The 25,729-nt window shown below is 41.5% G+C and carries 25 protein-coding genes; 15 read left to right on the forward strand and 10 right to left on the reverse strand.

Features of this window, described 5'->3' with window-relative positions:
- Positions 1–185 precede the first annotated feature (185 nt).
- Positions 186–818: a 2OG-Fe dioxygenase family protein gene (locus PSR9079_RS03630; RefSeq protein ID WP_149980475.1), complete on the forward strand. Its 633-nt coding sequence runs from the start codon at positions 186–188 to the stop codon at positions 816–818.
- 9 nt (positions 819–827) lie between these two features.
- Entirely contained in the window at positions 828–2,063 is a 1,236-nt protein-coding gene (locus PSR9079_RS03635) for a cysteine desulfurase-like protein (RefSeq protein ID WP_149980476.1), read from the forward strand.
- 76 nt (positions 2,064–2,139) lie between these two features.
- Here PSR9079_RS03635 and PSR9079_RS03640 read toward each other — a convergent pair whose 3' ends face one another.
- Positions 2,140–2,844 carry a 2OG-Fe(II) oxygenase gene (locus PSR9079_RS03640; protein WP_149980477.1) on the reverse strand — a complete coding sequence of 235 codons (705 nt, stop codon included), beginning with the start codon at positions 2,842–2,844 and terminating at the stop codon, positions 2,140–2,142.
- A gap of 31 nt (positions 2,845–2,875) precedes the next feature.
- Between PSR9079_RS03640 and PSR9079_RS03645 the strand changes: the two genes are divergently transcribed.
- Positions 2,876–3,274 (forward strand): acyl-CoA thioesterase, encoded by a 399-nt coding sequence (locus PSR9079_RS03645; RefSeq protein ID WP_149980478.1) that lies wholly within the window; start codon positions 2,876–2,878, stop codon positions 3,272–3,274.
- 7 nt (positions 3,275–3,281) lie between these two features.
- Here PSR9079_RS03645 and glpD read toward each other — a convergent pair whose 3' ends face one another.
- The 3 genes from glpD to PSR9079_RS03660 form a co-directional block, all read right to left on the reverse strand.
- Positions 3,282–4,775, reverse strand: coding sequence for a glycerol-3-phosphate dehydrogenase (gene glpD / locus PSR9079_RS03650; RefSeq protein WP_149980479.1), 1,494 nt, complete (start codon positions 4,773–4,775; stop codon positions 3,282–3,284).
- 47 nt (positions 4,776–4,822) lie between these two features.
- Complete coding sequence (gene glpK / locus PSR9079_RS03655) at positions 4,823–6,325, reverse strand: glycerol kinase GlpK (protein WP_149980480.1); 1,503 nt, start codon at positions 6,323–6,325, stop codon at positions 4,823–4,825.
- Between the two features lie 175 nt (positions 6,326–6,500).
- Positions 6,501–6,746, reverse strand: coding sequence for an HP1242/YdcH family protein (locus PSR9079_RS03660; protein WP_145238021.1), 246 nt, complete (start codon positions 6,744–6,746; stop codon positions 6,501–6,503).
- Positions 6,747–7,014: 268 nt separating this feature from the next.
- Between PSR9079_RS03660 and PSR9079_RS03665 the strand changes: the two genes are divergently transcribed.
- The 10 genes from PSR9079_RS03665 to PSR9079_RS03715 all read left to right on the forward strand — a co-directional run bounded on the left by PSR9079_RS03665 (position 7,015) and on the right by PSR9079_RS03715 (position 18,974).
- Positions 7,015–7,596 carry an anthranilate synthase component II gene (locus PSR9079_RS03665; RefSeq protein WP_149980481.1) on the forward strand — a complete coding sequence of 194 codons (582 nt, stop codon included), beginning with the start codon at positions 7,015–7,017 and terminating at the stop codon, positions 7,594–7,596.
- Between the two features lie 57 nt (positions 7,597–7,653).
- The gene (locus tag PSR9079_RS03670) at positions 7,654–8,814 is read left to right on the forward strand and encodes an HDOD domain-containing protein (RefSeq protein ID WP_149980482.1); all 1,161 of its coding nucleotides are present in this window, start codon (positions 7,654–7,656) and stop codon (positions 8,812–8,814) included.
- Between the two features lie 696 nt (positions 8,815–9,510).
- A complete protein-coding gene (locus PSR9079_RS03680; RefSeq protein WP_149980483.1) occupies positions 9,511–10,716 on the forward strand; it encodes an aspartate aminotransferase family protein in 1,206 nt (401 codons plus the stop codon).
- A gap of 88 nt (positions 10,717–10,804) precedes the next feature.
- Positions 10,805–11,821: an arginine N-succinyltransferase gene (gene astA, locus PSR9079_RS03685; protein WP_145238033.1), complete on the forward strand. Its 1,017-nt coding sequence runs from the start codon at positions 10,805–10,807 to the stop codon at positions 11,819–11,821.
- A gap of 15 nt (positions 11,822–11,836) precedes the next feature.
- On the forward strand, positions 11,837–13,306 hold the full coding sequence (astD, locus tag PSR9079_RS03690; protein ID WP_145238036.1) for a succinylglutamate-semialdehyde dehydrogenase: 1,470 nt from the start codon (positions 11,837–11,839) through the stop codon (positions 13,304–13,306).
- A gap of 140 nt (positions 13,307–13,446) precedes the next feature.
- Positions 13,447–13,794, forward strand: a complete 348-nt coding sequence (locus PSR9079_RS03695) for a DUF3802 family protein (RefSeq protein ID WP_149980484.1) — start codon at positions 13,447–13,449, stop codon at positions 13,792–13,794.
- 74 nt (positions 13,795–13,868) lie between these two features.
- Entirely contained in the window at positions 13,869–14,282 is a 414-nt protein-coding gene (locus tag PSR9079_RS03700) for an OsmC family protein (RefSeq protein WP_145238042.1), read from the forward strand.
- 88 nt (positions 14,283–14,370) lie between these two features.
- Positions 14,371–15,183, forward strand: coding sequence for an adenosylmethionine decarboxylase (gene speD / locus PSR9079_RS03705; protein WP_145238045.1), 813 nt, complete (start codon positions 14,371–14,373; stop codon positions 15,181–15,183).
- Positions 15,184–15,403: 220 nt separating this feature from the next.
- Positions 15,404–16,894 carry an NAD(P)H-hydrate dehydratase gene (locus PSR9079_RS03710; protein ID WP_149980485.1) on the forward strand — a complete coding sequence of 497 codons (1,491 nt, stop codon included), beginning with the start codon at positions 15,404–15,406 and terminating at the stop codon, positions 16,892–16,894.
- Positions 16,895–17,081: 187 nt separating this feature from the next.
- Complete coding sequence (locus tag PSR9079_RS03715; protein WP_246175486.1) at positions 17,082–18,974, forward strand: methyl-accepting chemotaxis protein; 1,893 nt, start codon at positions 17,082–17,084, stop codon at positions 18,972–18,974.
- Positions 18,975–19,019: 45 nt separating this feature from the next.
- Here PSR9079_RS03715 and PSR9079_RS03720 read toward each other — a convergent pair whose 3' ends face one another.
- The 6 genes from PSR9079_RS03720 to PSR9079_RS03745 all read right to left on the reverse strand — a co-directional run bounded on the left by PSR9079_RS03720 (position 19,020) and on the right by PSR9079_RS03745 (position 23,274).
- Positions 19,020–19,304, reverse strand: a complete 285-nt coding sequence (locus PSR9079_RS03720; RefSeq protein ID WP_149980487.1) for a hypothetical protein — start codon at positions 19,302–19,304, stop codon at positions 19,020–19,022.
- Between the two features lie 131 nt (positions 19,305–19,435).
- Entirely contained in the window at positions 19,436–19,834 is a 399-nt protein-coding gene (locus PSR9079_RS03725; protein WP_149980488.1) for a VOC family protein, read from the reverse strand.
- A gap of 236 nt (positions 19,835–20,070) precedes the next feature.
- Complete coding sequence (gene rnk / locus PSR9079_RS03730; protein ID WP_145238060.1) at positions 20,071–20,484, reverse strand: nucleoside diphosphate kinase regulator; 414 nt, start codon at positions 20,482–20,484, stop codon at positions 20,071–20,073.
- A 178-nt stretch (positions 20,485–20,662) separates the two neighbouring features.
- Positions 20,663–22,309: a chaperonin GroEL gene (groL, locus tag PSR9079_RS03735; protein ID WP_149980489.1), complete on the reverse strand. Its 1,647-nt coding sequence runs from the start codon at positions 22,307–22,309 to the stop codon at positions 20,663–20,665.
- Between the two features lie 47 nt (positions 22,310–22,356).
- Positions 22,357–22,644 carry a co-chaperone GroES gene (locus PSR9079_RS03740; RefSeq protein ID WP_054204533.1) on the reverse strand — a complete coding sequence of 96 codons (288 nt, stop codon included), beginning with the start codon at positions 22,642–22,644 and terminating at the stop codon, positions 22,357–22,359.
- Positions 22,645–22,797: 153 nt separating this feature from the next.
- A complete protein-coding gene (locus PSR9079_RS03745) occupies positions 22,798–23,274 on the reverse strand; it encodes an FxsA family protein (protein WP_149980490.1) in 477 nt (158 codons plus the stop codon).
- A gap of 211 nt (positions 23,275–23,485) precedes the next feature.
- On the opposite strand from PSR9079_RS03745, the gene cutA reads away from it, so the two are divergent.
- Positions 23,486–23,806 (forward strand): divalent-cation tolerance protein CutA, encoded by a 321-nt coding sequence (gene cutA, locus PSR9079_RS03750; protein WP_145238073.1) that lies wholly within the window; start codon positions 23,486–23,488, stop codon positions 23,804–23,806.
- Positions 23,806–25,635 (forward strand): protein-disulfide reductase DsbD, encoded by a 1,830-nt coding sequence (locus PSR9079_RS03755; RefSeq protein ID WP_149980491.1) that lies wholly within the window; start codon positions 23,806–23,808, stop codon positions 25,633–25,635. Before cutA ends, PSR9079_RS03755 begins: the two co-directional genes overlap by 1 nt.
- The last annotated feature ends 94 nt before the right edge of the window (positions 25,636–25,729 follow it).

Here is a 25,729-nt window from a genome sequence, read left to right on the forward strand (position 1 = left end):
AAACGACCACCTTATGTGGTCGTTTTTATTTTTAAATTAAAAATTCAATAAAACCCACTTTTAGATCTTAATTTTATACATTTACCTATCTTTAAATGAATAAAGACGCAAAAAATCCTCTCTAATTGCATTAAAATCCCCTTCAATATTTATGAGTTAGTCTCTTATTTTTTAGGTGATATTTTATGACAGCATTAAACAACCAGAACCTATTACAACTTCGCTTTGTAAACCAAGCTCATATTGAGGCTGTTAAGCCATCGTTTGCTAATCTTCCGGCTAACCCGTATGCCGACGGTGCGTTTCGTAAACGCCGCTATTCAGTAATTAAAGTGCAAAATGATGAACTTGTTTTACAAGCCACAAAAGCCTTTGTACAAGATGATTCAATCAATACTTTCCAAGGTAATGTTGAGCGCACTTATGAGAACTTAGAGTCAAACTTACTGCAAAGTGAAGGCATGAAAAGTATCGTTAATGAGTTTCGTGCTATTACAGGCATAGACGAAGACCGTGATATTGAAATTCATCAGTTTAGAATGTTAGCAATCGAAAGCGACACGCCACCGGCGCCAGAAGGTATTCACCAAGACGGCTTTGATCATGTATGTATTTGTGGTGTATCACATGAAAACCTAGAAGGTGGTGAATTACTCGTTTATGAAAACAAACAAGCTGAGCCGTGTTTTAAAATGGAAATTAAAGACGGTATGTTTGCATTAATTAATGATCGTGAAGTATGGCATAACGCAACACCGATGAATAAAATTGATGACACAAAAGCGGGTTATCTTGACTGCTTCGTACTGACAGCTTAAGGAATAGCAATGAACTTAACACAATTACGCCGCCAATTTCCGGCCCTAATGCAGCAAGTAGCTGGTAAGTCACCAATATTTTTAGATGGCCCGGGTGGCTCACAAGTACCACAGCCTGTTTTGAGTGCAATGTCGGCTTATTTAGGTTATTACAACTCGAATTTAGGCGGTGCATTTTTTTCGAGTGAAAAAACCGTTGAGTTAATGGCTGATGCGCGCCAAGCGGCGGCTGATTTACTCAATGCCCCATCACGTGAGCAAATTGTTTTCGGTGCGAATATGACTAGCCTTACCTTTAGCTTTAGCCGTGCAATTTCTCGTGATTGGCAAGCGGGTGATGAGATTATCGTGACCAACGCAGATCACTTCTCAAATGTATCCTCTTGGCAGCAGGCTGCAGAAGATAAAGGCGCAAAGGTTAATACTGTATTGATTAACGAAGCTGATTGTAGTTTAGATTTAGCACATTTTGAGAGTTTGTTAAATGCTAAGACTAAACTTGTTGCAGTGACTTACGCATCAAATACTACCGGCTCTATTAACGACATTAAACGTATTGTTGAAATGGCTCACGCTGCAGGCGCTTTGGTGTATGTAGATGCAGTGCATTATGCGCCACATGAGTTAGTTGATGTGCAAGATCTTGATTGTGATTTTTTGGCCTGCTCTGCGTATAAGTTTTTCGGCCCACATTTAGGTATGGTGTACGGTAAGCGTGAGCACCTTGAAGAGTTTAGACCATACAAAGTCGAGCCTGCCAAAGATGTTATTCCTGGGCGCTGGGAAACCGGCACGCAAAGCTTTGAAGCACTCGCAGGTTTAATTGCTGCTGTTGACTACATTGCAGATATTAGTGAGCTTGATGATAGCTATTCACGCCGCGATAAATTAGCTTCTGCTTTTGCAAAAACTAAACAGCATGAAATGGCGTTAAGTGAGTACTTCCTTACTCGACTAGTTAACTATCCTAAGATCAAACTATTTGGTATTGATGATTTAGATCGTTTATCAGAGCGAACACCTACCTTTGCTTTAACCTTTGCAGGGCTTGAGCCACGCCAGGTGTCTGAGTTTTTAGGCAAGCAACATGTTTGTGTGTGGGATGGTAACTTCTACGCTCAGGGCTTATGCAAGCAATTGGGTGTATTGGATACTGGCGGCGTTGTACGCATTGGTTGCATGCACTACAACACCATCGAAGAACTTGATAAGTTATTTGATTTGTTTGATGAGCTTTTAGGGTAAAGTTTCAAGCAGCAAGGTTCAAGTTTTAGAAGCTTTAACCTTGCTCAAATGCCCTTAAAGTTCACAATGCGCTCGCTTAGCTCTGTGGCTGTCCGTATATTTGCTCTGCGCGGTTAAACAGCACCCATGAGGTTAAAATATACTTATCGTTCGAAACTGGCTTATTGCCGCGGTGAGTATGGGTAAAGTAGCCGGGTGCTACTACCATAGTGCCTTTTTTGGGTGAAATCTTACGCTGTTGGTAATAAAACTCTGTTTCGCCACCTTCCTCTACATCATTTAAGTAAAACATAAATAGTAGTACTCGATGCAGGGCGTCATTGTGGCCTGCTTGCGGATACACTTCGCTATGCCAATACGGGTAGCCGCCTTTGTTAACTTCGTATTTTTGCGCTTGGATATTACCGAGTCGAAAAATTTGCTGTACCAATAAAGGTAATTGCGGTTTACCTACCTCGTCAAAATTAGCTTGCGTTAAATCAACAGGTTGTCCTGTTTGGGGGTGGTACACTTTTAAACCAAACGCCCCAATCATTATAAAAATATGTTCTTCAATGTAGTTAAAAACATATTGTGCAGTAGTTTGTTGAATATGTTTTAATTGCTCAGCGTATTCAGGATGATTGTTTAAGTGTAAGTCGTGGCTATCTTTTTTATTAAGATCTATGCCGCCTGATGTCATCCCCTGTTTTATATGCGGGCTTTGCGAAAAGGTGGTGATAAAGTTATCGCAAAAGTCATTACTGAGCGCGTTGTTATACACGCGGATAAAGTCCGTCATGAGTTACCTGTTTAATTATTATTGGATTATTATGTTTACTGAAAAAGTGATGCCGCGCTTTAGCGAAACGGATGCACTCGGACACATCAACAATACCGTACTCCCTGTTTGGTTTGAAGCCGCACGTGCACCTATTTTTAAATTTTTTACCCCCGATTTAAATCCTCACGATTGGAAGCTTATTATTGCTAAAATTGAGGTGTCGTTTGTAGGTGAGTTGTTTTACTCGCATGAAGTAAGTATTAAAACATCGGTAGAGCATATTGGCAGCAGCTCATTTGTGCTTCGCCAAGAGGCATGGCAGCAAGATAAATGCTGCGCAATAGGTAAAACAGTGCTGGTACGTTACGACTTTGCCACTAAAGCTAAGCAAGCTTTATCTCGTGTTGAAAAAGCAGCCTTAAATGAGCATTTTATTGCAGCTTCTTAATGTGTAGTTAGTAATTTAAGGTGCGCAAGTAGTTATCTAAAGCGGTGACTTGCGCTTTACTAAAGCGTAGCCCGAGCTTTGTTCTGCGCCACAATATGTCATCGCTGGTTTTTGCCCACTCTTTGTTAATTAGGTAATCGACTTCTTGAGCGTATAGACCATGGCCAAAATGACAACCTAAGTCAGCCAATGCACTGCAATTACCTAGCAGTGCATTAGTTAGCGTGCCATAGGAGCGTACCAGCCTATTTAATAATAACTCAGGCAACCAATTATATTTTACTTGTAGTTGCGTTATTAACGTCGCTTTTTCACTAAAATCTCCGCCTGGTAACGGCGCGCTTTTTGTCCACGCTTCAGTCATATGAGGATAAAATAGCGCGAGTTTGTCCACAGCATTTTCTGCCAGTTTTCGATAAGTAGTTATTTTTCCGCCAAACACACTTAACAAAGCAGCCTGATTATCATCATTATTTAATATCAGCTTATAATCGCGGGTGACAGCTTGAGCATCTGCTGAGTGGTCATCGAGTAATGGCCGTACGCCACTGAATGTATGTACTATATCAGTCGCTTCAATCGGAGTTTTAAAGTAATGATTAGTAATATTGATTAAGTAACTAATTTCTTGTTTGCTAATTTTTACATCTTTAATGTTGCCGGCATATTCTTCATCAGTAGTGCCAATGAGAGAATAGTCATCTTCAAAGGGAATGACAAAAACAATACGTTGATCTTCATTTTGGAGAATATAGGCACATGGCTCGTGATGAATACGTGGCACCACGATATGGCTGCCTTTGACTAAGCGAATATGCTGTGGTGATGGCTGAATAAATACATTATCAAACAATGAAGCAACCCAAGGGCCTGCGGCATTAACAATGCATTTGGCTTTGATTTGTAGTTGCTGCTGGGTCGTTTGTTGCGCTAGAGTTACATCCCAATGTTCAATATTGCGCTGTGCCTTGATACAACGAGTACGTGTTGCTATGGTTGCTCCGTGTTGTTCGGCGGCAAGGGCGTTTAAGATCACTAAACGCGCGTCATCTACCCAGCCATCAGCATATTCAAACCCTTGTGTAATTGATGCATTCAGCACACTGTCTTTTGTGAAAATAATCGACTTGGAAGCGGGTAGCGTGTCTCGTTTTCCTAGATGGTCGTAAATAAATAATCCTAGGCGGATCATCCATGGCGGCCGCAAATGTGACTGATGAGGAAGCCTAAACGAGAGCGGCCAAATAATATGCGGTGCTTTTTTTAATAACACTTCACGCTCTAGCAATGCTTCTTTTACTAACCTAAATTGATAGTGCTCTAAATAGCGCAGCCCGCCATGAATAAGCTTACTGCTGTTTGATGAGGTGGCTGAGGCTAAATCGTCTTGCTCACACAATAATACTTTCAAGCCTCTACCACTTGCATCTGCTGCAATACCAGCACCATTAATGCCACCGCCAATGACAAGTAAATCATATTCGTTATCGAGTAACTGCACGGGTGAACCTTAAAGTTAGTTGTTAATGCCAGATTATATTAACGCGATTAGCCGTCATTCTGCGGATTATTAGCAAGCGTCACTTGCGCAATACAATGTAGCCATTTTGCATATAAATCGTTACGCTCAAAGCTACTCATAGTTGGCTCAAAGCGGCGGTCACATCGCCACATAGTTGCCAGTTGCGCTGTTGATTCATAAACACCACTTTGCAGGCCTGCTAAATAGGCGACGCCAAGCGAGGTGGTTTCGGTTAAGGTGGGGCGCTCAACACTCGCACCTAAAATATTAGCTAAAAACTCCATAGCCCAATTATTATTAGCCATACCGCCGTCAACGCGCAAGATGCTGGGGCGCAAGCCATCCCCTTCCATCGCTTTTTGTAAATCTTTAGTTTGATAGCCCACTGATTGCAAAGCTGCAGCGACAATCGTACTAATACCTGAATCTCGAGTAAGCCCTAAAATAGCACCTCGGGCATTGGCATCCCAATAGGGAGCGCCTAAACCTGTAAAAGAGGGCACTAAAAATACCCCATGATCTAAGGGAACACCTTTGACGAGGGCTTCACTTTCTCCCGCGCTTTCTAATAATTTCAAGCCCTCTACAATCCACTGCATGGTGGCACCTGCCATAAAAATACTGCCTTCAATGGCATACGTAGGTTTGCCGTTAAGTCTATATGCGATGGTGGTTAATAAGCGATTGTTTGACTTTAGTGCTTTATCGCCGGTGTTAAGCATTAAAAAACAGCCTGTTCCGTAGGTGCTTTTTGCCATACCTTCTTCAAAACAAGCTTGGCCAATTAAAGCTGCTTGCTGATCACCCGCTATGCCGCTAATTGGAATTTTACCACCAAATAACTCGCTGCTAGTAACACCAAAGTCAGCCGCTGAGTCCATTACTTCAGGTAGCATCGAGGCTGGAATATCAAATAAGGCGAGTAAGTCTTCATCCCAGCATTGCTGGTGAATGTTAAACAGTAATGTGCGAGAGGCATTGGTTGCATCGGTTTTGTGTACTTTACCATCGGTTAATTGCCATAGTAAGTAGGAGTCTACCGTACCAAACGCCAGTTCACCTGCGTGTGCTTGCTCTTTAGCGCCAGTGACGTTATCTAAGATCCAACGAATTTTGGTGGCAGAAAAGTACGGATCGAGTAATAAGCCGGTTTTATCATTGACGATTTTACTGTGGCCAGCATCGCGCAAACTATCACAGTACTGGCTAGTGCGTCGGTCTTGCCACACAATCGCGTTGTAAATAGGTTGCCCGGTTTTTTTACTCCACACTAAGGTGGTTTCTCGTTGATTAGCAATGCCTATGGCAATAATGTCGGCAGCCGTTACCCGTTGCTGCGCCAATACGTTTTTAACGCTCGCGAATACGGTTTGCCAAATATCTACAGGATCGTGTTCAACCCAACCATTTTGCACAAAGTGCTGCGGGAAAGTTTGTTGGGCTGTGCCAAAAACCTCGGCATCTTTGGTGTATAAGATGGCGCGAGAGCTCGTAGTTCCTTGGTCAATCGAGAGTATGTATTTGCACATAAAATATAATGTTATTTAACTTAGATAAAGATAGCTTGTCTCTAAGCTAAACGAATAGCAATGCTTTTGCACCATAATGGATGTAATTTTAGGCAAATAGGATGAGTGAAAGGGAGTTAAGGCTCAGTGCTGGCGCTTAGTTTTAAATAAGCGCCAGATATATATAATATAATTATTAGTTGGCAGCATCAGCTAATTGCTGATGGAGCCAATCTTTTAATGCCATTCTATCGTGTTTTAATTGATGCATTGCTTCATCATCAATAGGGGCATCTTGTAACTCCAGGACACGGATTTCTTTATCAATTGCATTGTATTGCTTTGCCCTTGCCGCGAACTCTTCATTATCAGTGTTGAGCTTAGTGATAGTGCTTTGGTATTCAGGGAAATCTTTAGTTAATGAATGATCTTCGCCTAACATAGGTCGCTCCTTATTAAAGCGTGTTACATATTAATCTCGATAGATAAACACGCATGGGTTTTAGTCAAATTAAATGCTCTGAGGCGTTTTGCCAATACAATAGAGCTTGGGCTGATTTAAAATAAATCAACATCAAGCTCAGTATTATCGTTATTAAAGTAATTTCCCTTTGCCTGAATACAAAACACTGACACTCGTGCGGGCTTAAGTTAGAATATGAACGCAGGCAGTTGCCTGCAAACAATTTCTATTTTGAGTGCTTTATTACATGCTTTTAATGATCGATAACTACGACTCGTTTACCTACAATTTGGTACAGTATTTTCAACGTTTAGATCAAGAGGTGCTAGTAAAGCGCAATGATGAGATCTCGGTTAGTCAAATTGCCCAGTTAAACCCTCAGCATATCGTGATATCTCCAGGCCCATGTTCACCAAATGAAGCGGGTATATCTTTGGAGCTTGTTGAGCAATTAAAAGGTCAATTTCCAATTTTAGGTATTTGTTTAGGTCATCAAACAATAGCACAAGCACTAGGTGCGAACATTGTTAGGGCAAAACAAGTGATGCATGGTAAAACCTCGCCAATTTATCATGCTAATCAAGGTGTATTTGCCGGCTTACCAAATCCATTAACAGTTTGTCGTTATCATTCGTTGGTTGTTGAACAAGATAGCATTCCTGATGAGTTGCAGATCACCGCTTGGACCGAAACTGAAAGTGGCCAGTTAGATGAAATAATGGGCTTAGTTCATAATAGCTTAGCGTTAGAGGGGGTACAATTTCACCCAGAGGCAATTTTAACGCAGCGAGGACTTGAATTACTTGCTAACTTTTTAACTCGGTTCTAGGCTTATGCTAACAAACCTAGTAGCTTCCCTTAATTTATTTATAAAAGATAACCATTAATGACAGATGAAATACGCCAACAAAGGACAGCTAAGGCATTAGAGCAGCGAGCCCATGACTTGTTGCTTGGACATAGCTTTGCGCAACGTCAAATTGGCTATATTCATACTCTAGATATAAATTATGGTGAAGCGATAAAGCAGCGTACCTTACTTGAGGTTGAAGTTGCTGCGCAAAAAATACGTAAACTCTCCAGTACTTCGCATCATAAGTACCGCGCTCAAGCCAGCCAGCAGTTACATCAAGTTATTGATACCGCCATGAACAAGCAGTTAGCCGATATTGATACGGTACTACATGAAACCATTGGTATTGAAGATAATGTCCCCGCGATTTTAGACATACTTGCGGTAAAATCAGCATCGGTAGGACGCCTTGAGCCATTAGTTAAAGATTTAACCTGGTTAGGACGTGAGTTAGTTGCCTTTGTGAATTTGCCTTATTATCGCGCGCAGCGCAATAAACATACTTCGGTAAAAGTTGATAATCCCTCTTTAGCTCTGCGTTATATTGGTTTAGACAACTTACAGTTTGTAGTGCCTACCTTTGCGGTACGTCATTGGATGCCACACAGCACCGAACCATTTCCATTATTAAAGCGTCGCCTACGCGATAACTCAATGGCTTGCGCGATTGCGGCGCAAGAGTTGGCTAAGCTCAATGGTATTAATGAAGTACATGCATTTACTTTGGGTATGTTACTCGATGTTGGCAAGATAGCTTTGATTCGACTCTATTTACGCACATTCGAACGAGTGTGGCAGCGCAAAGTAACCCTTGCCCGAGAAGACCAACATAAAGATCTTCACACCGCATTGTTAGAGTTAAAACCTGATCCGTTATTTTTAAGTACTTTACTTAATCAGCATGCGCTAAAAGTCACGGCGACGGTGATTGATAAAATGGCGTTTCGGTATTTACCTTTTAATGCTGTGTTATCGCAGTTGATTAATGGTGTGTCCAAAGGGGATTCACTATTGCCATTAGCAATGTTAATGCAAAAGGCACGTTGTTATAGTCAATGTGTTACTTTGAGCGAACATCAGCTGGTGGAAAGTGATGAAAAATCACTCTGGTTTGATTACGTTGGGTTATCAAAACAGGAACTAGAACAGCTTGAAAAAACCAATTTGCAGCACTTTCATATTAAAATTGACTAGGGCGTGTTTATCTTTCGAGGTTGAATTTGCAGCAGTGTGTTTGGTATTTAGGCAAGGCAGAGCCTATGTAGTGTGGTTGTTCCCCATAAATAGGCGATAACGCAGCATCAATGCCAAACACGCGCTGCCCGAAGGGTTCTTCCTAGGGGCGATTAACTCTTTGTTACTTACATGGATGTAAGTAAGGGGCGTGAGCAGGACGCGGAAGCTTTGCTCAATTTTTACTTAGCCCACTAGGTTACAAATCTCGCGCCGTGATTAAATCGCCCCTAATTTGAACAAATTTTAATCCTGAAAGGTCAACACGCCCTTATTTCATAAATTTTTTGTTAATTTTTTTACGACTATTCATTCATCATTAATATCTACTCTTACCCATATTTTATCTTGCAAAGCTCTGCCTGGTGGGTGGTGGGGCAGCGATATAGAATAAACAACCCCATAATTCGTTATTCAGATAGTTATTCACTATCTCTGAAATTATATCTCAAAGCCTTTAATAACAAGGGCTACATGAAAGTTTTATAAGAGACAATAACGAAAAACTCTGAAATAATGATTATCTGAAAATTGAACCAGAGAGTATTTTTTGGCGATGTGAGCTATGCTGATTTACGCCAAAGGAGATGGTACAACAGTCTATCATCAAGCCTATTTTTTAAACTTTCTGTAGGATCACAATTAAGAGGATATAAAATGACAGTCAATCGCGAATTATTTGATCAAGTAATGGTTCCTAACTACGCACCTTCAAGCGTTATTCCTGTTCGTGGCGAAGGCTCACGTGTATGGGATCAGCAAGGTCGTGAATATATCGATTTTGCCGGTGGTATCGCTGTTAACTGTCTAGGTCATTGTCATCCAGCATTGGTTAAAGCATTAAAAGAGCAAGGCGAAAAAATCTGGCACCTATCAAATGTAATGACTAATGAGCCAGCACTTCGTTTAGCTAAAAAATTGGTAGATGCTACATTTGCTGAAAAAGTATATTTCGCCAACTCAGGCGCAGAAGCAAATGAAGGCGCACTAAAATTAGCGCGTCGTGTTGCGCTTGAAAATTTTGGTGAGCAAAAATCGCAAATCATCGCTTTCAATAAAGGTTTCCATGGCCGTACATTCTTTACTGTAACCGTGGGCGGTCAAGCTGCTTACTCTGATGGTTTTGGTCCTAAGCCGGGAGATATCGTACATTGTGACTATAACGATTTAGCCGCATTTGAAGCACTAATCTCTGATAACACATGTGCGGTAATGATGGAGCCATTACAAGGTGAAGGCGGCATTATCTCTGCTACTGACGAGTTTGCTCAAGGTGTACGCCAGTTATGTACTAAACATAACGCATTGCTTATTTTTGATGAAGTACAAACTGGTGTCGGTCGTACTGGCGATCTTTACGCATACCAAGGGTTAAATGTAGTACCTGATATTTTAACTACTGCAAAAGCACTTGGCGGCGGTTTTCCAATTGGTGCAATGATCACCACGACAGAGATTGCTAAGCACCTTAAAGTAGGTACTCATGGTTCTACTTATGGCGGCAATCCGTTGGCATGTGCTGTTGGTGAAGCAGCCTTTGATACTGTGAATACACCAGAAGTATTAGCTGGCGTAAAAGCAAAGTCAGCATTGTTTAATGAATTACTAACTGCAATTAACGATAAGTACAACGTTTTCTCGGAAATTCGTGGTCAAGGTTTATTAATTGGTGCTGTGGTTAATGAGCAGTTTAAAGGTCGTGCTAAAGAGTTTTTAGTAGCAGGAACCGCTGAAGGTGTGATGTCGTTAGTAGCGGGTGCCGATGTGGTGCGTTTTACTCCATCTTTAGTGATCCCTGAAGCGGATATCCGTGAAGGGATGGCACGCTTTGAAAAAGCCGTAGCCAACGTTGTGAACGGTTAATCAACACCTCTAATCATAATAAGGGCAAGTAGCAAGCTTGCCCTAATATTCTTAATTTACCGTTATTTATAAGGGAGCAAGCGGACTCATGATGATCCTTCGCCCAATCCAGCAATGTGATTACCCAGCTTTATTGAAAATTGCCCACGAATCAGGACATGGTTTTACCTCTTTACCTAATAACGAAGAGTTATTACAAAAGAAGATAGCTCATTCAATAAGCTCATTCGCAAAAAGTGCATCTCATCCGGGTGATGAAGGTTACTTGTTTGTTCTTGAAGATAGCGAAACAGGTGAAGTAGTCGGTACCTCAGCAATTGAAGCTGCGGTTGGTTTAGATGATGCGTTTTATCACTATCATTTAAGTAAAGCGATTCATTCATCTCGTACATTGAATGTTTATAAAGCGGTTGATATTTTAACCTTGTGTAATGATTACACTGGAGCAACTGAGCTTTGTACGCTGTTTTTAAAAGATGGTTACCGTAAAAATAATAACGGTAAGCTGCTTTCAAAAGCACGTTTTATGTTTATCAAGCAGCACCAAGAACGCTTTGCTGAAACCGTAATTGCAGAAATGCGCGGTGTTTCTAACGAACACGGCAGTAGTCCATTTTGGCAATGGTTAGAAGAACACTTTTTCTCGATGGATTTTCCAACAGCTGATTACTTAACCGGTATTGGCCAAAAAGTGTTTATTGCTGAACTAATGCCAAAGTACCCAATTTACGTCAACTTATTAAGTAAAGAGGCGCAAGCCGTGATCGGCAAGGTGCACAATAATACGCGCCCTGCGATTGAACTACTGAAAAAAGAAGGCTTCACCTTTAATGGCTACGTTGACATTTTTGATGCTGGCCCAACGGTAGAAGCAAAAGTAGATAATATTGCAACTATTCGTAATGCCAAAAACTTTACCGTAAAAATCGGTGAAAACAGCGGCGAGACGGCTATCATGCTAGCGAATGACAAACTCAATGATTTTAGAGCAACCGTTGCACAACTAAACCTTGATGAAACAAGCTCTGAGTTGACTTTGCCACAGGCAATGGCCGATGCACTGCACTTACAAGCTGGCGATATAGTTACCGCAACACGTATATAATTTAGGAGAAAGTACATGACTCATCCTGCACAATTTATTAATGGTCAATGGTCACAAGGCCTAGGCGATGCATTTAATTCAGTAAACCCAGCCAATAACGAAATTATTTGGCAAGCAAACTCAGCCACTAGTGAGCAAGTAGACACCGCTGTTAACTCTGCGCGTGCAGCATTTTATAGCTGGGCTGATAAATCATTTGCAGAACGTTTAGCGATTGTAAAAACTTTTGCCGAAACCCTAAAAGAGCACAGCGAAGAGCTTGCTGTTGTAATAGCCCAAGAAACGGGTAAGCCGTTATGGGAAACTCGCACTGAAGCGGGTGCTATGGTCGGTAAAATAGCTATCTCTGAAAAAGCATTTTTAGAGCGCACTGGCGACGTAGAAAACCCAATGCCGCAAGGTCGTGCAATGATCCGCCATAAACCACATGGTGTAGTGGCGGTATTTGGCCCTTATAACTTCCCTGGTCATTTACCTAATGGCCATATTGTGCCTGCACTTTTGGCGGGCAATACCGTGGTGTTTAAACCATCGGAGCTAACTCCAGCTGTTGCTGAGCTAACGCTTAAGTTATGGGAAAAAGCAGGTTTACCAGCAGGGGTTATTAACCTAGTACAAGGCGAAGTAGCCACAGGTAAGGCTCTTGCTGCTCACAAAGGTATTGATGGCTTATTCTTTACCGGTTCATCACGCACAGGCCATATTCTGCATGAGCAGTTTGCCGGTCAACCAGGTAAAATCTTAGCATTAGAAATGGGTGGTAACAATCCACTGATTATTACTGATGTTGCTGATACTAAAGCCGTTATTCACGATATTATTCAATCAGCATTTATCTCAAGTGGCCAACGATGTACCTGTGCACGCAAGCTGTTTTTACCAGCAGGTGAGCAAGGCGATGCAATTTTAGCCGGTTTAATTACCGCGACTAAAGCCATCAAAGTGGGCAACTACGATGATGTAGAGCAACCGTTTATGGGCTCGATGATCTCATCAGCTGCGGCCGCTGGTATGGTAAAAGCACAGCAACAACTCGTTGAGCTTGGTGCTGAAGTATTGGTTGAGCTTAAGCATACTGAAAATACAGGTTTTGTAACGCCTGGTATTATTGAGTGCACAGATGTTGCTAACTTCCCAGATGAAGAGCACTTTGGTCCACTATTAAAAGTATTCCGCTTTACAGATTTTGATAGTGCGATTGATAAAGCCAACGATACCAGCTTTGGTTTGTCTGCGGGTTTACTCAGTGATAATGCGGCAGATTACGACCATTTTTTACGTCGTATCCGTGCTGGTATTGTTAACTGGAACCGCCCAATCACCGGTGCCTCAAGTGCAGCTCCTTTTGGTGGTATTGGTGCATCAGGTAATCATCGTGCAAGTGCTTACTATGCAGCTGATTATTGCGCATACCCAGTTGCCTCTGTTGAACTTGAAAAAGTAGCAATGCCAGCAACATTAAGCCCTGGCTTAAAAATCGATTAATCGATTTTGGTCAAATAGTAATAAATAACTAAAAAAGCAGCCAAGGCTGCTTTTTTTGTATTGGTTAATGCTCAAAGGTAGCAATTAAAAGCGCTTTCTGCTTAAATCAATACAGTCGTTTTAATTAGGTGTGGATAATTATGGTTTTAGATAGGCAAGGATATGATGACCTCATCATGTATCTTACTCAAAATTTAGCATTATTTGAGAAGTCCGGCGAAATAAAACCAGGCGCTCCTACTATTATGGAGCTAATAGAAGATGATATTGCTGAAAATGTTATGTTGTTATGCCAGCAACACACAGAGCTTTCTACTGAACAACGTAGTCAAATCGTGCGTGAAGTAGATGGCATTGTATACGACTTACAAGAAGTCCTCAGCAGCGTCACCAGTAATCAAGTGACAATAGAGCAACATGCATTTATCGATGAATTTGCCGCATTGGTAAAAAACCTCTTTGATAGCGCAGTTGTCGAAAGTGCCTGAATACATCGTTTTTAATTTGCAACTGCGTGTGACTTCCTTACAATCAAGGAAATAACTTCTTTGAGAGTAATAAAATGCAAGCGAATGTGAAATGGGTTGAAGGCGATACTTTTTTAGGGCGTTCTAATTCTGGCCACAATGTTGTGTTTGATGCTGGTAGCGATAGCGCCGCACCAAGCCCAATGGAAATGGTATTAATGTCAGTTGGCTGCTGTTCATCGGTTGATGTAGTCAGTATTCTAAAAAAAGCTAAACAACAGTTTTCAGATGTGCAAGTGCAATTGAGTGCTGAACGCGCAGAGTCCGCTCCGCGAGTATTCACTAAGATTAACTTACACTTTGTTGTGACTGGCGATAACGTTTCAGAAAAGCACCTTGCGCGTGCCGTTCAACTATCTGCAGAGAAGTATTGTTCAGTAGCATTAATGCTTGATAAAACAGTAGAAATTACCCACACACACGAAGTTATACAAGAACAGGGAAAATAACGCTTTTTCCTGAGGTGAAATTCGTATAAAATCCGCGAACTTTTCATTCTGCTCTGGCAGATTTCACTTGTTTATAGGTTGGTTTATCATGAACAAACCCTTCGATAAAATTAAACTTCATGGCTTTAATAACTTAACCAAAAGTTTAAGCTTTAGTATTTACGATATTTGCTATGCAAAGACTGAGCAACAACGTAAAGAATATATTGAATATATCGACGAACAGTACAGTGCTGATCGACTAACCGATATTTTAGGTGAAGTAGTAGACATTATCGGTGCGAATATTTTAAATGTTTCGCGTCAAGATTACGATCCTCAAGGTGCTAGTGTAACAATTCTGATCTCAGAAGAGCCAATTGAGCAGCAGCAAACTTATGAAGTTGATGAAGCACCAGGACCATTACCTGAAACAGTTGTTGCTCATTTAGATAAAAGCCACATCTGCGTTCATACCTATCCTGAAGCTCACCCTGATGATGGTATTTGTACTTTCCGTGCCGATATCGAAGTATCAACCTGTGGCATTATTTCGCCATTAAAAGCGTTAAACTTCCTAATTCATAGCTTAGAGTCAGATGTTGTAACAATTGACTACCGAGTGCGTGGTTTTACCCGTGACGTAGATGGTGTTAAGCACTATATCGATCATGCGATCAACTCAATTCAAAACTACATGACCGAAGATACCAAAGAAGCGTACCAAATGATGGACGTGAATGTGTATCAAGAAAACTTGTTCCACACTAAGATGATGCTAAAAGAAACAGACCTAAATACTTATTTATTTGGTGTTACTACGAGTGATTTATCTGAAGACGAAGAAGAAGCAATTCGTTCTAAATTAACACGTGAAATGCAAGAAATCTTTTACGGCCGTAACCTGCCGGAAGCAGAATAAACTCACTTAATTAGTAAGTTTTAAAAAACGGCGCGCAATGTAAATTGCGCGCCGTTTTTTATTAAAGTTGCTAAATGCAGCAACAAAAGCAAACGAAAAGACCATCCTTCCTAAGTATACCTCCTAAATTAGCCTGAAAATGTTGGTGACGACATTCCTTGACGCTAGCAGCTGTGGCTAATAGTCTAAGTAAACAGCCCGTCTTCTATTATGGATCAATATGCAGAATCAAGGCCTAGCACAGCAACTATTTTTGGCAAAGCAGGTGAGGGAGCACGAAGCAAAAGCAGCGACCTTGGCAGGCGTTAGCATGTTCACTTTGATGGAGCGCGCAGGGCATGCGGTATTCTCGCAGTGTATCGAGCATTTTCCGAATGCTCAGCGCTACTTTATTCTGGTCGGTTATGGTAATAATGCGGGCGATGGCTATATTGTGGCAAGCCTTGCCAAGCAAGCCGGTAAGGAAGTCATTGTACTTGCAGCCGATACCAGTAGACATCTCACCGGGGATGCGCTTACAGCTCAGCAACGTTGGCAAGCATTGGGGGGCGAAGTTGAAAGTTACACGCAAGGTCGCCTCAATAATGCCGATATTATTATTGATGGTTTGTTAGGTACCGGAATTAATAGTCAAGTTCGTCGGCCATTTTTATCGATGATTGAAGATGCCAACGCGCAACCTAGCGCAATAGTGGCAATTGATTTACCTTCAGGCATAGACGCCGACACCGGGCAGCCACTTGGCATCGCTATTCAGGCTACTATTACCGTTACTTTTGTGGGGATTAAACAAGGCTTAGTAACCGGTGCCGGGCGAAGTGCTGCAGGAAAAATCATTTTTAATGATTTAGGGATCGCAGAATCATTTACCAAGTTAGTGGATGCTAGCGCAACACTTATCAATATCACTAGTTTTAAACCACTTGCTGCACGAAGTCGCAATAGCCATAAAGGGAACCACGGCAAGTTGTTATGCGTCGGTGGGAATCAAGGTACTAGCGGGGCCATTCGTTTATCAAGTGAAGCAGCACTTCGTACAGGCGCTGCAATGGTGCGTGTTTATACTCATCAAAGCAGTGTACAAGTCGTTAGTAGTGGTCGCCCTGAATTAATGGTCAGTTGCGACAGTTTATCCGCAGCCCTTGCATGGGCAAATTGTGTCATTATTGGTCCAGGTCTTGGTCAGGATAGTTGGGCGCAAATCGCATTTGAGCAGGTTATACAATATTGCTTAGCAAATAATTTACCATTAGTTATTGATGCTGATGGCTTAAATTTGTTGGCTAAGCATGCTTTAGAGTATCGCCTTAAAAATTGCATAATAACCCCGCATGCTGGTGAAGCCTCACGGCTAATGAAAGTTTCAATTGCTGAGATTGAAGCAAATCGCTTTCAATCTGCTACGGATTTAGCTAAACGTTATACCAGTACCAGTGTGCTGAAAGGCGCGGGTAGCCTGATCGCCAACGGGCAGCAAACTTGGTTGTGCGAAAATGGTAATCCAGCGCTTGCCGTTGGTGGCAGTGGTGATGTGCTTACCGGCATCATAGGTGCGTTACTTGCTCAAGGTTTCGCTGTTGATCAAGCCGCATGTTACGGTGTGACATTGCACGCTAAAGCAGCCGATATTTTGGCAGAACGCGAAGGGGAGCGCGGCATGTTGCCAAGTGATTTATTTGCTATTGTTAGGCAGCTCATTAATGGTAAATAGCGGTTAAATATACTTTTTGGTCACTATTTTTAGGAACTCGTTTTGCTAAATACAGCACAGTCCCTATACTCTAATTTGCGCGGCTATTATTTACTACTGAGGTAAAAAGAAGATGTTGATACAAAAAAAAATGTACCTAGGGAGTTTTCTGCTGCTGTTGTTTGCTTTAATTATTCTGTCAGGAATAATGCAGCTAGTTGTTACGCCAATCATTAAAAATGACGCTATATCCAGCGCAAAATTACAAGCAAAGGTGATCGGCGAATCGTTAGCAAAAGATTTAGCTAAAAGTGCCACCTTAACGCAAAGCTTAGCCGTGGTAGCCGAGACTTTGCCATTGCAGCAAGCGGCCTTTATTGAAAATATTGCTCCTTTGATTGCAAGTGGCAAAGGTATTGCGGGTGGTGGTATTTGGCCTGAGCCGAATAAAATGCTGCCTTCAGCAGCAAAGGCATCTCTTTTCTGGGCGAAAACAGGTAATGGCCAATATAAACTTTTAGATGATTATAACCAGCCCGACAGCAGCGCGTATCAACAAGAAACCTGGTATAAAAATGCCATTAACGCTAATCGGGGTGAGTGCGTTTGGTCCGAAGCTTATGTAGACACGGTATCGAATGTACCGATGGTTACCTGTTCCGTGAAAATAATCCGTGATAACCAATTTTGGGGGGTTGCCACTTTAGACGTTGAACTGGCATCTATCGAAAGCTCATTGATCGCAGAGAACAATGCTACGGGCACCTATAACTTTATTTTAGATAGCGCCGAGCAACTGGTATCGATTCCATCGATACGCAATACTAATTTAGCAATGATGAGCCTTACTCAGGTTGCCAGTAAAGACAGTAGCTTAAAGCCGTTGGTCAGCGCCTTGCAAAACAGTAATACAACTGTTGCTGAATTTGCCAGTGGTGTGGTTAATAATGACGAATCTATTTTAGTAACTTACTCATTGGCAGAGCAAAATTGGCGCTCCGGGGTTATTATTCCTGCCGCAATTGCCAAGAAAACCGTTAACACCCTCACTTATTATTTATACAGTTCATTTATCGCCCTTATTCTCGCTTTTGTATCAGTATTACTGATTTTTGGTAATCGCCTGGTGCAGCAAATTAACACCACCACAGAGCAAGTTAGAATGTTGGTGCAAGGTCGCACGAATTCAAAACTGGCGGTGCGCGGAAGTGATGAAATGAGCCACTTATGCGAAGCGATTAATGATTATGGCGATCATCTGATTAAGATTTTAGAACAGATCCAAGCAGAAGCCGCTGCGGTTAAAAACAACGCTGAAGCGATGGATACCTTAAGTAATAACAGCCAAATTCGTACCCAAGAGTTGATGGAAGAAAACAACATGTTGGCTGAGGCAATTCATGAAATGTCGATAGCAGCCTCATCAGCCTCACAAGATGTTTTGAGCGTTGCAGATATTACTACGCAATCAGCTGATTTAGTGAATTCTGGTTTTGATGTTATTGAGAAGAATGCCGAATCAATCCAGTTATTATTTGATAAATTAACGGAATCATCAGATGCCATTTCACGGATTGCACAAGACTCAAAACAAGTGGGCTCGGTGCTTGATGTGATCATGAATATTTCAGAACAAACTAATCTACTTGCGCTTAATGCTGCCATTGAAGCCGCTCGAGCAGGTGAATCAGGACGTGGTTTCGCGGTAGTGGCTGATGAAGTTAGAACCTTGGCACATCGTACTCAGCAATCGGCTGGCGAGATTGAAACCATGATCAGCCAATTGCAAGAAGCCGCTAGTCGAGGGGTTAACGTTATTGGGCAATGCCGTGAATACTCTGAAGTAGTGAACGAGCGCTCAGCAACAACACGTGCACAGTATGAAAGTATTGTTACCGCGTTTAATGATATTAAAGAGCGTTCATCAAGCATTGCCGTAGCGACTGAAGAGCAATCACAGGTAACCGAAAATGTGAAAAACTTGGCAGAGCGAATTCGTGAGATCTCTGTGCAAAATGCCAGTGATGCTGAAGAATTTCGTAGCGTCAGCAAAGATTCAAATAGCCAAGCACAGCGTTTATATCAAATTAGTCAGCAATAATGTGATTCATTGATAGTGTTTTTCAAGCATCGTTAGCTGAGAATCTCAGCGCGATGCTTCACCTTCGTCCTCTTCTGGTGGATCGCCGGAGTCTTCTTTGCGTTTACGTTGCTCTTGTTTGGCTTTTTGTACATTCTCAAATTGCGGGGGTGGAATAGGGAATAACGAAATAAGCGGAAAGAACGACAAAAATAAAAAAGCCCCTCGTGACATGGTTTTACCCCACACAACTATTTTTACCATTGACCACAATATCACCAGTAACAATAACGTCACTACACCAAGGTGAACTAATAATGTTTCAATGCTAACTTTGTTTAATAAATCCATTTGTTTTTAATATGGTTACTAATAGTTAGTTAATGAGGGTTAATTGAACAATATCAAGTCAACCAGAGGTTCCATATTAAGCGCCAGTAGGTTGTGATTTATCGCGATTAGTGACCTCTCACAGACTGCTTTTAATTTAATTGTAGTAAGTCCCATTTATTACCATACAAATCTTCAAATACCACAACGGTGCCGTATTCTTCTACGCGGGGCTGTTCATTAAAGTTAACGCCATTTTTTTGCATTAATTCATAATCTCGCCAAAAGTCATTGGTATGTAAAAATAAAAACACTCGGCCCCCAGTTTGGTTGCCCACAGCCTCTAACTGCTGTTGAGTACTTGCTTGTGCGAGTAATAAATTAGTGCCATTAGAGTTAGGTGGTGATACTAATACCCAGCGTTTGCCATTACCCTGATCAGTATCTTCGATTAAATCAAACCCCAGTTTTTGAGTGTAAAATGCAATCGCATCATCATAATTCCCTACAACTAATGCCATGCTACCTATATGCTGTTTTATGTTTGTCATTGTCCTACCTTGAAATAATGCAGTGCTTAAAGATGCTTTTTAGCATATAAGAAAATATAACCCGAGGACAAAAGACTGGTACGTTAAGTGCGGTGCTAGATTTATCCGTAGGTCTGACTTCAGTCAGAAAGCTTTTCCCGATAAATCTGGACTTACGTGTGGCTGGCGCTAGGTTTTAAACTTATTATCTTTAAAAACAAAACCCAGCTTTCACTGGGTTTTTAATAACATAAATATTATCGATGTAACTCACCGGCTCGTTCTGGCTGATAAGTGATTGCTTTTATTTTTACTTTTATGAGACCGCCACTTGGTTTTGGCCATTCAATTTCATCGCCTTGCGATAGACCAAGTAGGGCGCTACCTACTGGTGCTAAAATTGATATTTTATCAGCACTTGCATCAGCATTTTTTGGATACACTAAGGTCTTAGTGAATTCTTCTTGGGTCGATTCAACGATAAAGTTTACCGTTGAGTTCATAGTAACCACTGTCGAAGGCACATCTTTTGGCTCAACGATTGTTGCGCGGCCAAGTTCAGCTTCAAGTTCTTTTTCGCCAGCAAAGCTTCCTGCTGGTAATGATTCCATTAAATCATACAATCTATCAGCATCGAGTGACGAGATGATCAGTTCAGGCTTTTTATTCATCTTAATATCCTTAATTATGGCTTATAAATAAAATTAACTCTGAGTATGGTTTTGGCATACAGTTAAAAAGCACTGCAATACGCTGGAGTCATTTTATTTGCTACTTTATCGTTGCTCTTAAAGCTAAAAACCCAGCCGAAGCTGGGTTTTTATTTTAGCTAGATGGTTAGGAGATGAATTACATCATGCCGCCCATACCACCCATGCCGCCCATGCCTCCCATATCAGCGCCGCCAGCTTCATCCTTTGGGATTTCAGCTACCATTGCTTCAGTGGTGATCATAAGGCCAGCAATCGAGCCTGCAAATTGTAGTGCAGAGCGCGTTACTTTTGTAGGATCTAGGATACCCATTTCAATCATGTCGTTGTATTCGCCAGTTGCTGCGTTGTAACCAAAGTTACCTGTGCCGCCTTTAACTGCGTTAATAACAACAGACGCTTCGTCACCTGCGTTGGTAACGATTTGACGAAGTGGTGCTTCCATAGCACGTAGTGCTACTTTGATACCGTGGCTTTGATCTTCGTTGTCACCAACTAAATCAATAAGTTTGCTTGCTGCACGTACTAGTGCAACACCACCACCAGGCACTACGCCTTCTTCAACCGCAGCACGAGTTGCATGAAGTGCATCTTCAACGCGGTCTTTTTTCTCTTTCATTTCTATTTCAGTAGCAGCACCTACTTTGATTACCGCAACACCGCCGGCAAGTTTAGCCATGCGCTCTTGTAGTTTCTCTTTATCGTAGTCTGATGTTGCTTCTTCGATTTGTGCTTTGATTTGCGCAACGCGACCGTTGATGCCAGCTTCTTCGCCTGCACCATCGATGATAGTTGTATCATCTTTAGTGATAACTACGCGCTTTGCAGTACCTAAATCTTCAACTGTCGCTTTTTCAAGTTCAAGGCCGATTTCTTCAGAGATAACCGTACCGCCAGTTAATACTGCGATATCTTGTAGCATTGCTTTACGACGGTCGCCAAAACCAGGTGCTTTAACTGCTGATACTTTAACGATACCGCGCATGTTGTTAACAACTAGAGTAGCTAGTGCTTCGCCTTCAAGGTCTTCAGCAATGATAAGTAATGGTTTGCTTGCTTTAGCAACGGCTTCTAATGTAGGTAGCAACTCACGAATATTAGAGATTTTTTTATCTACAAGTAGAATAAATGGGTTATCTAATTCAACAGCGCCTTTTTCTGCGTTGTTGATGAAATACGGAGATAAGTAACCACGGTCAAACTGCATGCCTTCAACAACATCTAGTTCGTTTTCAAGTGATTGACCTTCTTCAACAGTGATTACACCTGAATTACGGCCTACTTTTTCCATTGCTTCTGCAATGATGTCGCCAATTTCTTTATCAGAGTTAGCTGAAATAGTACCCACTTGAGCGATTGCTTTTGCATCGGCACATGGTACTGAAAGTTCTTTTAGCTCAGCAACAGCTGCGATGATTGCTTTATCAATACCGCGCTTAAGGTCCATTGGGTTCATGCCCGCAGCAACCGCTTTTAAGCCTTCGTTTACAATTGACTGTGCTAATACTGTTGCAGTAGTTGTACCGTCACCGGCTGCATCGTTTGCTTTAGATGCAACTTCTTTAACCATTTGTGCGCCCATATTTTCAAACTTGTCTTCAAGTTCGATTTCTTTTGCCACTGATACACCATCTTTAGTGATCACTGGAGAGCCAAATGATTTGTCTAGGATTACGTTACGGCCTTTAGGACCTAAAGTTACACGAACTGCGTTTGCTAAGATGTTTACGCCAGCTAGCATTTTAGCGCGTGCGTCACCTGCAAAAAGTACTTCTTTTGCTGCCATGATTAATTTCCTTTGAATTCTGAATGTTTGTTAAACGAAAAGTAGCTTTAGCCTACAATGCCTAAAATATTGTCTTCACGCATGATCAGGTACTCTTGACCTTCGATCTTTTCAGCTTTTTCAACATATGAGCCGAATAACACAGTGTCACCGACTTTAACTTCTAATGCTCTCACATCACCGTTATCTAGAGTACGGCCATTACCCACTGCAACAACTTTACCGCGGGTTGATTTCTCAGCCGCAGAACCAGTTAATACAATACCGCCAGCAGATTTGGTTTCTTCTTCTAGGCGCTCAACGATCACGCGATCATGTAAAGGACGAATGTTCATTTTATTTAGTTCTCCTAACAGTTTCTGAACAGGACAGAAAAAAGCTTTATATGTACCAGTTTGCATTAAACCCTGTGGTTCAAGGCAATTGATTTAGTTGTACTCAGTAATGGGGGTATTGCTTCAAAACCCAAGTGATAAAAATTAAAATTTTTAATCTTTTCTCTCGTACTCACCATCAATAGTGGTCGGCTCGCTCATTTTGCGAGGTTCTGGCTCTGAATGGGTGTGCTGATTAAATGCTGTTGGACCTTGTTGCATGCCTGCACTCATACGCACCGTTGCTTGACTAGCAAGGCCTGCAGCTAGTTTATTGCGAATGGCCGGGGTCAATAATAAAAAACCGAATACGTCGGTCATAATGCCTGGAGTTAGCAATAATATGCCGGCGATAATCACACATAAACCGGTAAATAATTCATTGGCTGGCATTTGCCCTTGCGCCATTTGTGTTTGCACATTTTGCAGTGCGCCCATACCTTGTGTTCTAACTAATTTTGCGCCGAATATTGCGGTTACAATAACCAGTGCAATAGTGGCGAATCCACCAATTACATCAGCTACTTGAATTAACAACGCAATTTCAATAATTGGCACGAGAATAAATAATAAAAACAAAAATCTAAACATAAGGCTCTCTAAATAGTGATCACTCAGTTGAGTTGATGAAATATAAATATGGGTTATCAGGTCTTTTTTCAAGGCTAGTGGTAAAGCAGTGTTGGCTAAATAGCCTGAACTCTGATTAAGCGATTTATTATCCGCAGTTTAGGTTAACTACACTTTGCCTTAGCTATCAGCTACTATGGCATTGGGCAGAGCAATCAATCAAAGGTTCAATATGACGACTCATTTTCGACTTATTTTTACCACTTGCGCAGATGTAAGTGAGGCACGCTCCATGGCTGAGCAATTAGTTAAGCTTAAATTAGCTGCGTGTGTGAACATTCTTCCAAATGTGGAATCTGTTTATATGTGGCAAGGAGAGGTTGCTTATGCAACCGAGTGTAAATTATTAATTAAAACAAAGTCAGAAAAAATGAATGAATTGATTCAAACTATCAAGCAATTACATAGTTATGAAATTCCTGAAATACAGGTTATTGATGTGGCCACTGGCAATTTAGCCTATTTTAATTGGATGGATGAGGTACTTAATTAATGCGTTGTTTTCTTTTATTGCTTTGTGCGCTGTCGTTAATGCCAGCACAGGCTGCAACTAATAATTTATTAAGTGATTTGCTGCAGCCCGCAGAGCAAACATTTTTACCTGTTGAGCAGGCATTTTCATTTGATTTTGATCAGCAAGGCAGCACTCTTTTTATTGGTTGGGATATTGCGCCAGGTTATTACCTATATAAAAAGAAGCTAGAAATTATTGGTAAAGGTGCTGATATTGAAGTGCCTGATCTTGGTAAAGGCGTGATCATTGAAGATGAGTTTTTTGGCAAAACAGCAGTGTTTTTTGATTCACTGAGTGTGATCAGCAAGCTAAGTAATATAGCTGAAGATGGCGTAATTAAAGTACGTTATCAAGGCTGTGCTGAAGCAGGGCTATGTTACCCGCCAGAGATCATCACCATTCCATTGAGTATGATTGCCGGTGAACCCCCTGTAACTGATAATGCAACAGCAGGCAATGCATTAGCTGCGCTTAGCGCTGAATCAGCGGCTGTTACAGAAGATGTTGTAACGCAAGAAGATGACTTAGAAAAAGAATTAAACTTTACTGAAAAACTGGCCTCGCAAGGTTTGTTAGCGAACTTAGCGATTTTCTTTTTGGTCGGTATTGGCTTGGCATTTACGCCATGTGTATTTCCGATGTTTCCTATTTTGTCGAGCCTAATTGCAGGACAAAAAAATCTTTCCACTAAAAAAGCTTTTGCGCTTTCTTTTGTTTATGTGCAGGGTATGGCCGTTACGTATGCGGCGCTGGGCCTTGTGGTTGCATCACTTGGTGGTCAAGTGCAAGGTTATTTGCAGCACCCATATGTATTGATTAGTTTTAGTTTATTATTCGTTTTACTCGCTATGTCGATGTTTGGTTGGTACGAAATAAAGCTCCCTAGCGGCATGATGAATAAGCTCACACAAGTAAGTAATAATCAAAAAGGCGGCAACTACATTGGCGTGTTTTTAATGGGGGTTTTATCGGGTTTAATTGCGTCACCTTGTACCACCGCACCGTTATCAGCTGCGCTATTGTTTGTTGCGCAAAGCGGCGATTATTTAGTTGGCGGCTTAACTTTGTATGTGCTGAGTTTAGGGATGGGTATTCCGCTGCTGTTATTAGGCACCTCCGGCGGTAAATTATTGCCAAAAGCAGGCGGCTGGATGGAACAAGTTAAAACCCTGTTTGGTTTTATCATGCTGGTAGTGCCATTGATCTTGCTTGAACGTATTGTCGATGCAGACATCATATTACTTATGGCGGGCTTATTAGCATTAGCAACGGCCTTGTATTTACATCATTGGCAGAGCGCTCAAACACAAGGTAAGTTAAAAACTGCATTGTGGTTTGTTGCAACGTTATTAGTTGTTAGCGGTGTGAGCTTAACTAAAAACTATATATGGCCAACAGCGCAAGTTGTTAGTGCCGCAAATGGCGAGCAACAAGAACGCGGCTTTAAATTAGTTGCTGACTTAGCTGAGCTCAAACAAGCAATAAATGATGCAAACAGTGATGGTCGTTTAGTGATGGTCGATTTATATGCAGATTGGTGTACTGCGTGTAAAGAGTTCGAGAAATACACTTTTCCTGACGCTAAAGTACAAGGTGAATTTGCAAACTTTGAGTTGTTAAAAATTGATTTGACCGAAAGTGATGATAAAACAATTGCTGTAATGGAAGAGTTTACGGTATTTGGTTTACCCAGTATTTTGTTTTTTGATACACAAGGTGAAGAGCTTGCAGCACAGCGTGTGACGGGCTTTTTAAATGCCAAGGACTTTGCTGAGCATTTAGCTAAAGTGAGAAATAGCGCTAAATAAACATTTTTCGCACCGCTATTTTAAACGCCACTTTATATGAGTGGCGTTTTTGTTTTTGTGGTGGCTACTAGTGATTAGACCAGTATTTTGCTGC

Source organism: Pseudoalteromonas rhizosphaerae (assembly GCF_902498845.1).
Taxonomy (GTDB): domain Bacteria; phylum Pseudomonadota; class Gammaproteobacteria; order Enterobacterales; family Alteromonadaceae; genus Pseudoalteromonas; species Pseudoalteromonas rhizosphaerae.